Origin of the sequence: Corynebacterium sp. AOP40-4SA-5 (genome assembly GCF_052377355.1) — a bacterium.
Lineage (GTDB): Bacteria > Actinomycetota > Actinomycetes > Mycobacteriales > Mycobacteriaceae > Corynebacterium.
The window spans coordinates 1-14,452 of the sequence record NZ_JBQSWS010000040.1 but is presented as its reverse complement, the minus strand read 5'-3'; the positions used below and the strand labels follow the sequence as shown (position 1 = coordinate 14,452).

Here is a 14,452-nt window from a genome sequence, read left to right as displayed (position 1 = left end):
GGTCGGCTGGCTCAACCCCGCCACCGCCGACCGCCTCGAAGGCACCTGCGAGGCAAGCAAGATCACCGAGATCCCCACAGATCCGCAGGACTACCCCACCTCCGAGGGCTACCCGTTCCTCGCCGGGCACAAGACCTACCTCGAAGGCCGGGACGCGACCTGCCGCTTCCCCAACTGTGATGTGCCGGCCGCCCTGTGCGACAACGACCACATCGTCAACTCCGCCCACACCGACCCCGACAGTGACGGGGCCACGCATCCGAGCAACGGGCAGAAACTGTGCCGCCCGCACCACCGGTTGAAAACCGCCGGGGTGTGGACGTGCTCCACCACCGACGGTGGGTTCACCATCGAGTGGCAGGGCCCCGGCGGGGCGCGCTACACCACCCGTGCCACCGGCCCGCTGGCCGAGGCCTACGACCCGGACAGACCCCTCACCTTCGACGACCCAGAAGAGCCCGACGGACCCGAAGCCCCACCCGACTAGGACCCTCACCGACCGCACACGCACACGACGACCCCCGCACCCTCCCAGGTGCAGGGGCCAGACGTGCGGGCCAGGCACCTTAGTCGAGGGCGTCGATGGCGTCCACGTCGGGCAGCAACGGTGCGAGGTTCGGCAGCGCCTCGAGCGACTCGATGCCCAACTGCTCCAGGAACAGGTCCGTGGTGGCGTACAGGTGTGCACCACCGACCTCCCCGGTCACACCGACCTCGGCGATCAGGCCGCGCAACGCCAACGTGCGCATCACCCCGTCACAGTTCACCCCACGCACGCCGGCGACCTGCGACCGGGTGACCGGTTGGCGGTAGGCCACCACGGCGAGGGTCTCCAACGCCGCCCGGGAGAGTCGCTGCTGCGAACCGTCGAGAATCTTCGCCTCCACCGTCGCCGAGTTCTCCCGTCGCGTGTACAACCGCCACAGTCCATCGCGTTCACGAAGCTCGAACCCCATCCCCCGGTCCGAGAACTCCGTGGCGATCTCCTGCAACGCGTCGGTCACCGACTCCTCGGAGGTCTCCAGCACTCGGGCGAAGTCGACGGCCGAGGTCGGTTCGTCGGAGACGAGCAGCAGCGACTCCAGACGACTACGAACGACACTCACCGGTTCCATGTCCAGCATCCTCTCAACGTTGATTCAGTCCCAGTTACTAGCCGCGACCACGGCAGGGTCCACGTTCAGCCCCGTCCACGCCACGGTCATCTCCTCGAGCGGTTCGGGCTGTTCGATGCCCACCGCGCGTGCCTTGTAGAGCTCCAGCAGGGCGAGGAACCGTCCGACGACCTTCATCGACACCTCGCAGTCCGAGATCAGGGTACTGAAACTGACCCAGGTCTCCGCACCGGCGACCCGCAAGGTCGACAGGATGTGCCCGGCCTGCTCCGGGACGGACACCTCCTGGGCGTGCAGGTGCCCGGTGGAGACCTCGGACGGGGTCGGACGGAACACCGCCGCCGCCCGCTCGGCGAACTGCTCGGGTGTCAGCCCCAGCTCCACCGGTGGCATGAGGTCGGTGAAGTGCTCCTCCGGGGAGAGCTGGACGGGGTAGCTGCGGTCGGCGTCGCGCTGCCATTCAGCGAACAGTCCAGCCACCGACTTGTACGCGCGGTACTGCAGCAGGCGGGCGAACAGCAGGTCGCGGGACTCCAGCAGGGCCAGGTCCTCCTCGTTCTCGACCTCCCCGCGCGGGACCAACCGTGCGGCCTTGAGGTCCAGCAGCGTGGCGGCGACGACGAGGAACTCGGTCACCTCGTCCAGGTCGTCGACACTGCCGGTCAACGAGCGGGTGTAGGAGATGAACTCGTCGGTGACCGTCGCCAGGGCGACCTCGGTCACGTCCATCTTGCGGGAGTGGATCAGCTGCAGCAGCAGGTCGAAGGGCCCGTCGAAGTTGGCCAGGGCGACCCGGAACCCGGTGAGCTCCGGTTGCTCGACGTGCTCCGGAACCTCGCCCACCCTCAGGTCCTTTCGACGACCTCGGCCGCGAGGTCAAGGTACTGGTGGGCGCCATCGGAGGACGGGGCCCAGGAGGTGATCGGCTCCCCCGCCACCGAGGTCTCCGGGAAGCGCACGGTCCGGGTGATCACGGTGTCGAAGACCTTGTCCCCGAACACCTCGACGACACGCTCCATGACCTCACGGGAGTGGTTGGTGCGCCGGTCGAACATGGTCACCAGGATGCCGGTGACCTCGAGCCGGAAGTTCAGGCGGTCGCGGACCTTCTCCACGGTGTCGGTGAGCAGCGCCAGACCACGCAACGAGAAGTACTCGCACTCCATCGGGATGATCACGCTGTCGGCACAGCTCAGCGCGTTGACGGTGAGCAGTCCGAGCGACGGCTGGCAGTCCACGATCACGTAGTCGTAGTCGTTCATCACCGGCTGCAGGGCACGTGCGAGCGCCTGTTCCCGGCCGACCTCGTTGACGAGCTGGATCTCCGCGGCGGACAGGTCGATGTTCGCCGGGACCACGTCCAGGCCCTCCACCGGGCTGGAGTGCAGCGCCTCGTGGATCGTGGCGGTGTTGTCCACCAGCAGGTTGTAGATCGTCACGTCGAGCTCTTCGTGGTCGATGCCCAGCCCCGCCGAGAGCGCCCCCTGCGGGTCGAGGTCGACGAGCAGGACGCGACGCCCGTAGAACGCCAGCGCGGCGCCCATGTTGATCGTCGACGTGGTCTTGCCCACGCCGCCCTTCTGGTTGCACATCGCGATGACGGTCGCCGGGCCGTGCCGGTCGAGCGCCGCGGGGCGCGGAATCTCGCGCAGCGGGCGTCCGGTGAGACCGACCTGGGGCTTGTCGAACAGGCCTTCTGATGAACGAGCCATCTCGTCAAGCTCCCTTCCTTGATTCGGTGCCGTTGATCCTCGGTGGCTCCGAGGGGATCGCATCACGCCACCACGATGAACAAATCACACGGTTCAGATTATCACGCACGCGGATGCGACTCCGCCCAGGATTCCCGAAGCAGGTCGGGGGTGACCTTCGTGTAGATCTGCGTGGTCGACACACTCGAGTGCCCGAGCAGCTCCTGCACCACCCGCACGTCCGCCCCGCCGGTGAGCAGATGGGTGGCGAAACTGTGCCTCAGACTGTGCGGCGAGATCTCGCCGAGGCCCGCACGCTCGGCGGCCCCGGAGATGATCTTGTACCCGGACTGCCTGGTCAGACGGCCCCCGCGGGCGGTGAGCAGGAGGGCGGCGGCGTCCGCGCCGTGCCGGCTGCGTTGAGCCAGTTGGGGACGCGCCCGGGTGAGGTAGGCGTCCAACGCCGACAGGGCCGGCCCACCCACCGGCAGGATGCGGTCCTTGCCGCCCTTGCCCCGCACGCGCACCAGGCCGTCGTTGCGGTCGATGTCATCGAGGTCAAGGGCCGTGGCTTCACTGATTCGTGCGCCGGTGGAGTACAGCAGCTCGACAAGCGCCCGGTCGCGCAGGTTCAGCGGTCCGGCGGCCTCGCCCTCGGGGCACGCCTCGATCAGCCGGAGCACCTGGTCGGTCGTCAACGCCTTCGGCAGGTCCCTGCGCCCGGGCGCCAGGGGCACCTCGGCCACGACGTCCGGCAGGCCCGACTCGGCGGCGGTGAACCTGTGGAGCCCGCGGACGGCGCTGAGTACCCGTGCGACCGAGGACTGCGCCAACGCCCGCCCGCCCGTCGCGGCGCAACCGGTACGCAGGTCGACGATGAAACGTTCGATGTCCCCCGTGGTCACCGTCGTCATGTCCAGGCCCCCGTCCGCCAGCCACCCCAGGTAACGGTCGATGTCGCGACCGTAGTTGTCGAGGGTGTTCGCGCTGCGTCCGCGTTCGGTACGCAGGTGCCGCATCCAGGCGCGGACGCGACGCCGGTCGGCGTCGGCCGCGGCGTCTGGGTCAGCCCCGGCATCAGCCGCGGCGTCAGCGCACATGCTTCATGTCCGTCCCCCGCGCCAGTCCCCCCTGACGCCGTTCGGCCAGACCGGAGTGGTGGTCGAAGGGTTCGGAGACGTCCCGGCGTGTGCCGGCGTGCAGGTGCAGCAGACCGGCGACGGCCGTGGCGTTCACGATCTCGCCGCGGCGGACCATGTCCACCGCCTCGTCCACCGGTGTCCAGCGGGAGGTCATGTCGGCCTCCTCGCCGGTGGCCTCCTCCAGCTCCGCGGCGTCCTCCGCGGTCAGGGGGTGGACGTCCTCGGCGAGGAAGATGCGGCACATCTCCTCGCTGATCCCCGGTGAGGGGCAGATGTCGCCCAGGAGGTGCCAGCGCCCGGCGGACAGCCCCGCCTCCTCGGCGAGTTCACGTCGCGCCGTGCTCAGCGGATCCTCCCCCGCCATGTCCAGCAGGCCGGCAGGCAGCTCCCACAGGTAGCGGTCCACGGGGCGGCGGTACTGGCGGACCAGCATCACCTCGGGACGCCCGGGCTGCGACGAATCGGACGGGGAATCCCGCGGGGAATTCCGCAGCGCCACGATCGCGGCGGCACCGAAGTGCTCGACCACCTCACGCCGGGCCTCGCCGGTGGCCGTGGTGATCCGGTCGCGGCGCAGTGCGACGACCGGGGCGTCCACCAGGAGTTCGCTGGACAGTATGCGGTACTCCACTGGGCCTCCTCTGGCTCCCCCGCGTCCTGCGCGTCCTACTTGCCCTGCCGCGCCACCGCGGCGCGCACCAGGCCGCTGAACAGCGGGTGCGGACGCGTCGGACGCGACTTGTACTCGGGGTGCGCCTGCGTGGCGACCAGGTAGGGGTGCACGGAGGTCGGGTACTCGACGAACTCGACGAGGGTGCCGTCCGGCGAGGTGCCGGAGAACACCAGGTCGGAGTTCTCCGCGATCTGCTCGCGGTAGCGGTTGTTGACCTCGTAGCGGTGACGGTGACGCTCGGAGACCTCGGTCTCGCCGTAGGCGTCGGCCACCACGGTGCCGGCCTCCAGCACCGCGGGGTAGGCGCCCAGGCGCATCGTTCCGCCCAGGTCGGCCTGACCGGAGACCGCCGCCTGCTGCTCGGCCATCGTGGAGATCACCGGGGAGGGGGTGTTCTCGTCGAACTCGGTGGACGAGGCGTCCTCGATGCCGGCGTGACGCGCGGCCTCGATGACGGTGCACTGCAGGCCCAGGCAGATGCCCAGCATCGGCACCAGGTTCTCACGGCAGTGCGTGATCGCGCCGATCTTGCCCTCGATGCCGCGGATGCCGAAGCCGCCGGGCACGACCACCGCGTCGCAGCCCTCCAGCGCGCTCGCCGCGCCTTCCGGGGTGGCGCAGTCGTCGGCGGCGACCCACCGCACCTTGGCCTTGACCTGCTCGCCGAACGCACCGGCGCGGATGGCCTCGGCGACGGAGAGGTAGGCGTCCGGCAGGTCGATGTACTTGCCGACCAGCCCCACGGTCACCTCGCCCTTCGGGGAGTGCACCCGGTCGAGCAGCCCGCCCCACACGGTCCAGTCCACGTCGCGGAACGGCAGGTTGAGCTTGCGGATGAGGAAGGAGTCGAGGTGCTCGCGGTAGAGCACCCGCGGGATGTCGTAGATCGAGGCGGCGTCCGCGCAGGACACCACACCCTCCTCGTCGACGTCGGTCATCAGGGCGATCTTCGACTTCAGTCCCTCCGGGACCTCACGGTCGCAGCGCAGGACGATGGAGTCCGGGATGATGCCGATGCTGCGCAGCTCAGCCACGGAGTGCTGGGTCGGCTTGGTCTTCAGCTCGCCCGAGGGAGCCAGGTAGGGCACCAGGGAGACGTGGATGAAGAAGATGTTCTCCCGGCCGACCTCGTGGCGCACCTGACGGGCGGCCTCGAGGAAGGGCTGGGACTCGATGTCACCGACGGTGCCGCCGATCTCGGAGATCACCACGTCCGGACGGACCCCGTCGGCGTCCGGCAGCGCCTGGGCGAGGATGCGGGACTTGATCTCGTCGGTGATGTGCGGGATGACCTGCACGGTCTTGCCGAGGAACTCGCCGCGACGCTCCTTGGCGATCACCGTGGAGTACACCTTGCCGGTGGTGACGTTGGCGTTCTGGGTGAGGCTGCGGTCCAGGAAGCGCTCGTAGTGGCCCAGGTCCAGGTCGGTCTCGGCCCCGTCGTCGGTGACGAAGACCTCACCGTGCTCGAAGGGGTTCATGGTGCCGGGATCGACGTTGAGGTACGGATCCAGCTTCTGCATCGTGACCTTCAGGCCACGGGCCACCAGCAACTGCCCCAGGCTGGCGGCGGTCAGGCCCTTACCGAGCGACGAGACGACGCCGCCGGTGACGAAAATAAACTTGGTGTGCTGCTCGCTGCGGCCCTGAGACACATCGACTCCCGTGGTTGGAACTGATAAAACCTACGGGGCTTCAGCCTAACAGAGATGGGCCGCCACCCTCTATTCCACCGTCGCGGAGGCGGCGTTGGACGCCGAGCCGTAGGCGCCGGCGTCGCCGTCGAGCTGTCCGGCGAGCGCGCGGACCACGGTGATGCGTCCGGCGGTGGTGTTCACGTTGTCCACGGTGGAGACGTTCTCGGTGGCGTCGGAGTCGGCGCGGACCAGGCCGACGGCCCCGTCGCGGGCGGCGGAACCGTTCTCGCCGGCGAGCACCGTGCCGCCGGTCGTGGCGTCCAGCGCGGTGGCCATGTCCGCGACGAACCGGGTCGAGTAGTTCCCGTCCCCGTCGCCCTCGGAGGCCCCGCCGGTGACGACGACGACCGCGTCGGCCGGGGACAGGTCGTCCTGCCCGTCGCTGAAGAAGCCGGCGTTGCCGAGCGCGCCCAGGACCACCGCGCGGTCGGACTCGCTGGCAGCGTCGCGCCCGGACCCCAGGGTCTGCCCCAGCAGCTCTCCCACGTGGTAGCCGGGGTCCATGCGGTCCTCCGACAACGACGCCCCGGCCGGGAGGCTGCCCGCCGCCAGGGACTTCAGCTCGTCACCGGAGTCCGGGGAGGTGAAGGACGCGTCGAGCCGCAGCGTGCCGGCATCCTCCCCGCCCGCCTCGCCGATGAGCGAGCGGACGTCGTCGACCGCCTCATCCTCGGCGTCGGCGGTGGCGAGCACCAGCACCGACCGGTCGGCGAGGTCGTCGCCGACGGCGTCGGCGGCGAGACCGGAGAGCACCTCGTCGGACGCGTCGCCCTCGGCGGTGGCCAGGTCGGCGCGGTCGGACTCGGCGCTGAGCTCCGCGCGCGTCTCGGAGTCGGCGGCCGCCGGGCCGCCCTCCACGTTCGGCGCCAGCACGTAGAAGCCCAGGGCGGTACCCACCGCCACGCCGAGTGCCACGACTCCCGTCGTCTTCCCCGCGCCCATCAGAACAGGTCCTGGAAGCGCAGGGCGATGTTGTTCCACGTGTCGACGAGGTTGTCGGCGAAGTTGCCGGAACCGCTGAAGCCGGCGATCAGCACGATGACCACCACCGCCAGCAGTACGCCGACGAGCGCCCACCACCAGCCGCCGCCGCTACGCGAGACCCGGTAGAGCTCGGCCACGGCCGTGGAGTCGACCAGCCGGCCGCCGACGCGCAGACGCGACAGCATCGCCGAGGGCGTGTCCGGGGACTGCGCGGTGTCGAAGATACGGTCCAGGTCCAGCACCGGGCCCAGGGTCACGACCATCGACGCACCGTGGTAGTCGGCGAGCAGCAGCGCCAGGTCGGTGGAGTCCGAGGTCGCCGCCGGGAAGGTCATCGCACCGACACCCAGGTCCTGGATGCGCTCCAGGCCCGCGGCGTGGCCGTCCGGCTCGGCCGGCAGCACGATCGTCGCACCGCAGTTCAGCGCGTCGTTGCTGATCAGCTCCGGGTCGCCGACGATCACGCGCGGACGGTAACCGTGCTTGACCAGGGTGTCCGCCGCCCCGTCGACCGCCACGACCACGGGCTCGTACTCGCGGATGAAGTAGCGCAGGGACTTCAGCTTCTCGTCGATGTCCGGGTCCGGGCTGACGACCAGCACCTTGCGGTCGTCCATGTCCACGCCGACCTCCGGCACACCCAGGCCGTCGATGAACAGCGGGGCCTCGGTGCGGACGAACTCGGCGGTGTTGCCGGTGAACGCCTCCATGTGGTCGGCGAGGGTCTCCCGCGCCTCGTCGAAACGGGTCACCGCGGTGTCCTCGTCGAGGACCTCGCCCTTGCCGATCGACCGGTCGCCGTAGAGGATCTTGCCCTCGTGCAGCCGGCCCTTGCGGCCGTTCTTGAGGCGGTCGGTGATCGTGGGGTCGGCGTTGTCGACCAGGACGATGCCGGCGTCCAGCATCATCTGCGGCCCGAAGTTCGGCACGTTGCCGGTGGAGAACGCCGCGGTGTTGACCACCGCGGCGACCTTGGCGTCGATGAACTTCTGGGCGAGCGCACGGCCGGTGTCGGGCTGGTCGACGACGACGATGTCGCCCTCGGACAGCTTTCCGGTGACGCTCGTCCCAGTGCAGTCCCGGGTGTGGCCGTGGATGCCGGGGGTGTCGTTGCGGGAGAAGATCATGGGGACCATTGTGACGGTTGCCCCCGCGTGTGCGGGGTAGGCGCGCCGAGACGCGCCGTGTAATCACCGCCCGCCGATCTCCACCTTCGCCTCGCGGGCGGTCTCCAGGAGTTCCTCGGCGTGGGCACGCCCGGTGTCGGACTCCAGGCCGGCGAGCATGCGCGAGAGCTCCTCGACGCGCTCGGCCGAGCTCAGCGTGCGCACGCTGGAGCGCACCGAGTCGTCGTCGGACGCCTTGGCGACGTGCACGTGCGCGTCGGCGAACGCCGCCACCTGCGGCAGGTGGGTCACCACGATGACCTGGTTGTCGACGGCGAGGCGGGCGAGACGCCGGCCGATCTCCACCGCGGCACGTCCGCCGACCCCCGAGTCGACCTCGTCGAAGACCATGGTGCGGCCCGTGCCCGCCAGCACGACCTCCAGGGCGAGCATCACGCGGGAGAGCTCACCGCCGGACGCCGTGGCGGCCAGCGAGTTCGGCTTGCCGCCCTGCACCAGCAGGAACTCGACCTCGTCGACACCGTCGGGTCCGCAGTCCCCGGGGCCGGCCGTGCCTGTTCCTCCGGCGGTGCCGGCACCTGCGGTGCGGACGTCGACCCGCAGGGAGGACGACATCTGCAGCCCGGCGATCTCGTCGCTGACGGCACCGGCGAAACGCCCGGCGGCCGCGGTACGTGCCGCCGACAGTGCCGCCGCGGCCTCCAGCATCGCCGACTCTGCTTCGCCGACCCGGCCACGCAGCTCCTCCAGGGCGTCGCCGGAGACGTCGATGGACGACAACCGGTCGTGGGCCTTGTCGCGCCACGCCAGCACGCCGTCGATGTCGGAGGCGTACTTGCGCAGTTCGCGCAGGTCCTGCTGGCGTGCCAGCAGTCCCTCGAGGCTCTCCGGCGCCGGGATGTCCGCCAGGGTCGCCCCGATCTCCCCGGAGATGTCCGCCAGGTCCGTGACCAAGGCGTTGAGGCGCGCGGCGAGGTCGCCGAAGCGGGGTTCGGCCCCCGTCCGTCCGGCCAGGGCGGACGCGGCGGCGGCCACCGAGTCCACCGCGGCGGTGTCCTCCGTTGCGGCGTCGGGGTCGCCGCCGTCGATCGCGGCGAGGGCGGCCAGGGCCGCGTCGCGCACCTCGTCGGCGTCCTGCAGCCGGCTGATCATCGCCTTGAGCTCGTCGTCCTCACCGGGCTGCGGGTCCAGGCCGTCGATCTCGTCGAGGGACCGACGCAACGTCTCCGCCTCCAGGGCGAGGTCGCGACGCTTCTCGGTGCGCTCGTTCAGGTCGCGGGCCAACGTCGCCCACTCCCGCCGCAGACGTCGGTAGGCACGCCGGTCCTCGTCGAGGCCGGCGAAACGGTCGAGGTTGCGCAGCTGACGGGTCGGGTCGAGCAGCTGGAGCTGGTCGGACTGGCCGTGGATGGTCAGCAGGCGGGAGGCGAAGTCGGCGAGCACGCCGGCGGCGACGGTGCGTCCGGCCAGGTGGGCACGGGAGCGCCCGGAGGAGCTCACCGAGCGGGAGGCCACGACCTCGCCGTCCTCCACGTAGCCGCCGACCTCGTCGACCAACGCCGCGGCGGACCTGGAGTCGGCGGTGTCCCCACCGGTGTGGAAGATCCCGTCGACGGTGGCACGGTCGGTGCCGGCGCGCACGCGCTGACTGTCCGCCCGCGAGCCGGAGAGCAGCTTCAGGCCGGTGACGACCATCGTCTTGCCGGCGCCGGTCTCGCCGGTGACCACGGTGAAACCGTCGGTGAATTCGGCGACGGCCTCCTCGATGACACCCAGGTTCCGGATCTGGAGTTCCCTCAGCATCCCCGTCACCTGCGCGGTCCGCGCCACCCGGTCACCGGGAGACGGAACTTCTGGACGAGACGGTCGGTGAACGGTTCGGTGTCCAGGCGTACCCAGCGCACATCCTGCGGGCCGCGGCGGATCTCCACGCGCGCACCCGGGGGCATGTGGATCTGACGGAAACCGTCCATCACCGCGGTCGCCGGGGAGGTGTGCGGGTTGGTCTCCACCGCCACCGTGGAGTCGGGGCTGACGACCAGCGGGCGGGCGAACAGGGTGTGCGCGTTCGACGGCACCACCAGGATAGACGCCAGTTCGGGCCACAGGATCGGCCCGCCGGCGGAGAAGGCGTAGGCCGTCGACCCGGTCGGGGTGGAGACCAGCACGCCGTCGCAGCCGAAGGAGCTCACCGGGCGTTGGTCGACTTCCAGGATCGTGTCCAGCACGCCCTGGCGGTTCAGGTTCTCCACCGAGCACTCGTTGAGCGCCCAGCCGGTGCCCAGCACACGGCCGTCGGTGTCGCGGGCGGTGATCGACAGTGTCATCCGGTTCTCGATGCGGTAGTCGCCGGCGATGACCCGGTCCAGGGCCTCCTCCAGCGACTCCTGCTCCCACTCGGCGAGGAAGCCGATGTGGCCCATGTTCACGCCCAGCACGGGCACGTCCTGGGCGTGGGCGATGTCGGCGGCGCGCAGGAACGTCCCGTCCCCGCCGAGGACGAGCACCAGGTCCACCCCGCGGGCGGCCTCGGTGGTGTGCCCGTAGCGCGGGAAACGCCCGAGGATCTCGTGGCGGGCCACGGGTGCGGGGTCGCCGGTGGACATCACGCGCACGGTGAGCCCACCGTCGGAGAGCCGTTGGGCGGCCGCGGCGGCCATGGAGAGTTTGTCGGCCGCTCCGGTGTGCGCGACCAGGAGCACCTCGCGGACGCGGGGGGCGTCGTCGGTCACTGGGGACCCTCCTTCACTGCCTTGTCGACCATGGTGGTCAGTTCCTCGTCATCGGGGGCGCTCACACCACCATCTTTCACCAACCAGAGAAAGTATTCCACGTTTCCGCTGGGACCGGGCAACGGTGAGGCGACGACGGCGCGTGTCGACAGTCCGTGCCGACGCGCCGCATGTGCCACGTCCAGGGTGACCTCGGCACGCAGGGCCGGGTCGCGCACCACTCCCCCGTGCCCGAGCCGCTGGCGTCCGACCTCGAACTGCGGCTTGACCATCGGCAACAGGTCGCCGCCGTCGGCGATGCAGTCGGCGAGCGCCGGGAGCACCAGGTCGATGGAGATGAAGGACAGGTCCCCGACCATGGCGTCCGCCGGTCCGCCGAGCTGTTCCGGGGTGAGGGTACGCACGTTGGTACGGTCCATCACGGTGACGCGGTCGTCGTTCTGCAGCCGCCAGATCAGCTGCCCGTAGCCGACGTCCACGGCGAGCACCTCGGCGGCGCCGCGCTGCAGGCACACGTCGGTGAAACCGCCGGTGGACGCACCAGCGTCGAGCACGCGGCGTCCGGCGAGATCGAGGCCGTCGGCCTCGAAGGCGGCGAGCGCACCGAGGAGCTTGTGCGCCCCGCGGGACGCCCACCGGTCGTCGTCGCTCTCGGTGACGCGAATCGACACGTCCCCGTCGACACCAGTGGCCGGCTTGGTGGCCCGCATCCCGTTGACGCTGACGCGCCCGGCGAGGATCATCTCGCGGGCGTGTTCACGGGAGCGGGCGTCCTTGCGCTTGACCAGTTCGGCGTCCAGTCGTTGGAGACGCCGGCTCCTGTTCGCCTTCGGCATGCTCAGCGGCCCTCCAAGGCGTCGTTGATCAGTCGGTGCGCCTGTTCGAGCAGCCCCGCCTCCTCGGTACCCTCGGCGTCGGACGCCAGCAGGGCGTCGACCTCGGCGACGAGGGTGTCGGCGTCGAAGACGCCGGTGCCGGGGGTCGGGCTCTGCCTCGCCAGGTCGCCGGGGTTCACCGCCACGCCTCCAGGGCGGACGCTGCGGCGGGGTCACCGTCGGCAGCGACGACCGTCACGTCCTGCAGCTCGCGTCCGGCGTCGAGCTGCGCCCACACCACCGGCGCGGCGACGGCGACGGCCTCTGCGGCCATGACCTCGACGTCACCGGTCTCGCCGGCGTGCACGACGACCTGCACCGCGTCTCCCTCGGCCACCGCCTCGGCGGTCCAGCCGTCGAGGTGGTCGCGCAGGTTCGCGGCGATGAACGTGGGACGGTACGGCGTGCCCAGCAGCTCGGTGTGGGTGGCCACACCGGTGAGCACGCAGAGGCTGTCGAGGCCCGCGGCGTTGCCACCGGCGATGTCGGTGTCCAGGCGGTCACCGACCGCCAGCGGACGGGTGGCGCCGGACTCCGCCACGGCGCGCCGGAACATCTCGGGCAGCGGCTTGCCGGCGCTGCGCGGGGTCACTCCGGTGGCACTGACCACGGCGGCGACCAGGGACCCGTTGCCGACGAGGAAACCGCGTTCCGACGGCAGGGTGGTGTCCATGTTCGACGCGACGTACACCGCACCGCGCTGGATGCAGAGCGTCGCCTCCGAGAGCACCGGCCAGCCGTTGTCCGGGCTGTGGCCGTGCAGGACGACATGGGGAGCCCCGCCGGCACTGTCCGCACTGTCGACGACGGTGAACCCGGCGTCCCGGGCGAGGTCGCGGAAGGACTCCGCACCGACGACGTAGGCCCGACGTCCCTCGAGCGGTAGTCCCTGCTCGGTGAGGATGTCGTTGGCCAGGGCGCAGCCGGCCTGTGCGGAGGTCAGTACCTGGGGTGCCTCGGCGGGGAAGCCGAGGGAGTTCAGGTGCTCGGCGACCTGCACGGGCGAGCGGGACGCGTTGTTGGTGATGTAGACGACGCGCCGGCCGTCGAGGGCCTCACGCGCGCCGTCGACCGGCTCACCGCCGCGGAAGACGGTTCCGTCGAGGTCGGCGAGCAGGACGTCGTAGTCGTCCAGGAGCTGCAGTCCCGCCATGGCTCAGGCGGTCCCGAGCTCGCGGAGGCGGTCCTCGGCGTCGAGGACGTTCTCGGTGTCCATCTCCACGGCACGCTCGAACCATTCGCGGGCGCCGGCGGTGTCGCCGGTGGCGAGCAGGGCGTCGGCGTAGGCGTAGGTGACGCGCAGGGCGGTCACGGCGGGGAGGTCGGTGGACTCGGACTCCGGCTGCAGGGCGGCCAGGGCGGCGTCGATGTCGCCCAGGTCGTGCTGCGCACCGGAGACGACGATGGCCAGTTCGGCGCGTCCCTCGGGGTCGAGTTCGCCTGCTTCCGGACTGCGGCCGAGTTCGACGGCCTTGTCCGGGTGGCCGAGGCCGCGCTCACAGTCGGCCATGACGGCGAGGAGGCCGGGGCCACCGGCCATACGACGGGAGGCGCGCAGCTCGGTGAGCGCCTCCTTCCAGTTGCCGGCGTGGTAGGCGGCGATGCCGAGGGTCTCGCGGGTGATCGGGACGCGGCCGCCACGGTCCTTGGCGGCGCGTGCGTGGGCGAGGGCCTGCTCGGGGTCCTTGTCCATCAGGGCCGCCGCCATGACGAGGTGGCCGGCGACCTTGTCCGCGTTGTCCTTGGACAGGCTGCGCAGCTCCTGGCGGATGCCGGGGTCGAGTTCCTTCGGGCTGACGTCCGTCGGGATCTCGGGTTCTTGGTTGCGCTGGCTGATGCGCTCCTCGCGGTAGCCCGAACGCATGGGGCCGTTGTGACGGTCGCGGCGACGGTCGTCGCCCTGGTTCTGTCCACCACGGTTGGGGCGTGCACCGTACCGACGGTCGCCGCCGCCTTGGCCACCGCGGTTGTCTCCGCGGTTATCGCGACGCTCTCCGCGGTTGTCGTTGTTGCGTCCGCGGTAGCCACCGCGGTCGTCGCGGTTGCCCTGACGGTCGTCGCGCCGGCCGCCCCGGTTGTCTCCCCGGTTGTCGTTGTCACGTCCGCGGTAGCCACCGCGGTCGTTGCCGCGGGATCCGTCGCGGCCTGAGCCGTAGCCTCCGCGGCCACCCTGGCCCTGCCGGTTTCCTTGGCCGCCGCGACCGTTGCCGCGGTAACCGCTGCCGCCGGAGGACTCGCTCATCTGTCTACCTCTTCCTGGTGATGGGATTCCTGACCGATTCTAGGTCAGGTGGCTACGGAGTCCAACCGGGGCTGAAGGGCGGCGGACCGGACCGTGTCCGAAAAATTGCATAAAAAAAGTGTGTGGTTGGAGAAGTCGACTAGCGACTGCTCCAACCACACACCTTCACTTCAC

General features: G+C 70.6%; 15 protein-coding genes. 1 reads left to right on the top strand and 14 read right to left on the bottom strand.

The window, feature by feature from the left end; genetic code table 11:
* Nucleotides 1–487, top strand: a 487-nt coding sequence (locus tag ACT3S3_RS14870) for an HNH endonuclease signature motif containing protein (RefSeq protein ID WP_444615171.1), incomplete at its 5' end; no start/stop codon positions are given.
* Nucleotides 488–566: 79 nt separating this feature from the next.
* On the opposite strand, the gene scpB is transcribed toward ACT3S3_RS14870, so the two are convergent.
* The 14 genes from scpB to ACT3S3_RS14800 form a co-directional block, all read right to left on the bottom strand.
* Complete coding sequence (gene scpB, locus ACT3S3_RS14865; RefSeq protein ID WP_301442691.1) at nucleotides 567–1,115, bottom strand: SMC-Scp complex subunit ScpB; 549 nt, start codon at nucleotides 1,113–1,115, stop codon at nucleotides 567–569.
* 24 nt (nucleotides 1,116–1,139) lie between these two features.
* A complete protein-coding gene (locus ACT3S3_RS14860) occupies nucleotides 1,140–1,958 on the bottom strand; it encodes a segregation and condensation protein A (RefSeq protein ID WP_301442692.1) in 819 nt (272 codons plus the stop codon).
* Between the two features lie 2 nt (nucleotides 1,959–1,960).
* The gene (locus ACT3S3_RS14855; protein ID WP_301442693.1) at nucleotides 1,961–2,827 is read right to left on the bottom strand and encodes a ParA family protein; all 867 of its coding nucleotides are present in this window, start codon (nucleotides 2,825–2,827) and stop codon (nucleotides 1,961–1,963) included.
* Nucleotides 2,828–2,928: 101 nt separating this feature from the next.
* Nucleotides 2,929–3,906: a site-specific tyrosine recombinase XerD gene (locus ACT3S3_RS14850; RefSeq protein WP_301442694.1), complete on the bottom strand. Its 978-nt coding sequence runs from the start codon at nucleotides 3,904–3,906 to the stop codon at nucleotides 2,929–2,931.
* Entirely contained in the window at nucleotides 3,896–4,579 is a 684-nt protein-coding gene (locus tag ACT3S3_RS14845; RefSeq protein ID WP_301442695.1) for an NUDIX domain-containing protein, read from the bottom strand. The genes ACT3S3_RS14850 and ACT3S3_RS14845 overlap by 11 nt, the downstream gene beginning before the upstream one ends.
* Nucleotides 4,580–4,614: 35 nt before the next feature.
* Entirely contained in the window at nucleotides 4,615–6,276 is a 1,662-nt protein-coding gene (locus ACT3S3_RS14840; RefSeq protein ID WP_301442696.1) for a CTP synthase, read from the bottom strand.
* A gap of 69 nt (nucleotides 6,277–6,345) precedes the next feature.
* Complete coding sequence (locus ACT3S3_RS14835) at nucleotides 6,346–7,260, bottom strand: copper transporter (protein WP_301442697.1); 915 nt, start codon at nucleotides 7,258–7,260, stop codon at nucleotides 6,346–6,348.
* Nucleotides 7,260–8,438 carry a putative cytokinetic ring protein SteA gene (gene steA, locus ACT3S3_RS14830; RefSeq protein ID WP_301442698.1) on the bottom strand — a complete coding sequence of 393 codons (1,179 nt, stop codon included), beginning with the start codon at nucleotides 8,436–8,438 and terminating at the stop codon, nucleotides 7,260–7,262. The genes ACT3S3_RS14835 and steA overlap by 1 nt, the downstream gene beginning before the upstream one ends.
* A gap of 54 nt (nucleotides 8,439–8,492) precedes the next feature.
* Nucleotides 8,493–10,232, bottom strand: a complete 1,740-nt coding sequence (gene recN, locus ACT3S3_RS14825) for a DNA repair protein RecN (protein WP_301442699.1) — start codon at nucleotides 10,230–10,232, stop codon at nucleotides 8,493–8,495.
* A 5-nt stretch (nucleotides 10,233–10,237) separates the two neighbouring features.
* The gene (locus tag ACT3S3_RS14820; RefSeq protein ID WP_301442700.1) at nucleotides 10,238–11,161 is read right to left on the bottom strand and encodes an NAD kinase; all 924 of its coding nucleotides are present in this window, start codon (nucleotides 11,159–11,161) and stop codon (nucleotides 10,238–10,240) included.
* Nucleotides 11,158–11,997 carry a TlyA family RNA methyltransferase gene (locus ACT3S3_RS14815; protein ID WP_301442701.1) on the bottom strand — a complete coding sequence of 280 codons (840 nt, stop codon included), beginning with the start codon at nucleotides 11,995–11,997 and terminating at the stop codon, nucleotides 11,158–11,160. Before ACT3S3_RS14815 ends, ACT3S3_RS14820 begins: the two co-directional genes overlap by 4 nt.
* Nucleotides 11,998–11,999: 2 nt before the next feature.
* Nucleotides 12,000–12,182, bottom strand: coding sequence for a hypothetical protein (locus tag ACT3S3_RS14810; RefSeq protein WP_301442702.1), 183 nt, complete (start codon nucleotides 12,180–12,182; stop codon nucleotides 12,000–12,002).
* Nucleotides 12,173–13,189, bottom strand: a complete 1,017-nt coding sequence (locus tag ACT3S3_RS14805) for an HAD-IIA family hydrolase (protein WP_301442703.1) — start codon at nucleotides 13,187–13,189, stop codon at nucleotides 12,173–12,175. Before ACT3S3_RS14805 ends, ACT3S3_RS14810 begins: the two co-directional genes overlap by 10 nt.
* A 3-nt stretch (nucleotides 13,190–13,192) precedes the next feature.
* Nucleotides 13,193–14,278 (bottom strand): tetratricopeptide repeat protein, encoded by a 1,086-nt coding sequence (locus tag ACT3S3_RS14800; RefSeq protein ID WP_301442704.1) that lies wholly within the window; start codon nucleotides 14,276–14,278, stop codon nucleotides 13,193–13,195.
* Between the last annotated feature and the right edge of the window lie 174 nt (nucleotides 14,279–14,452).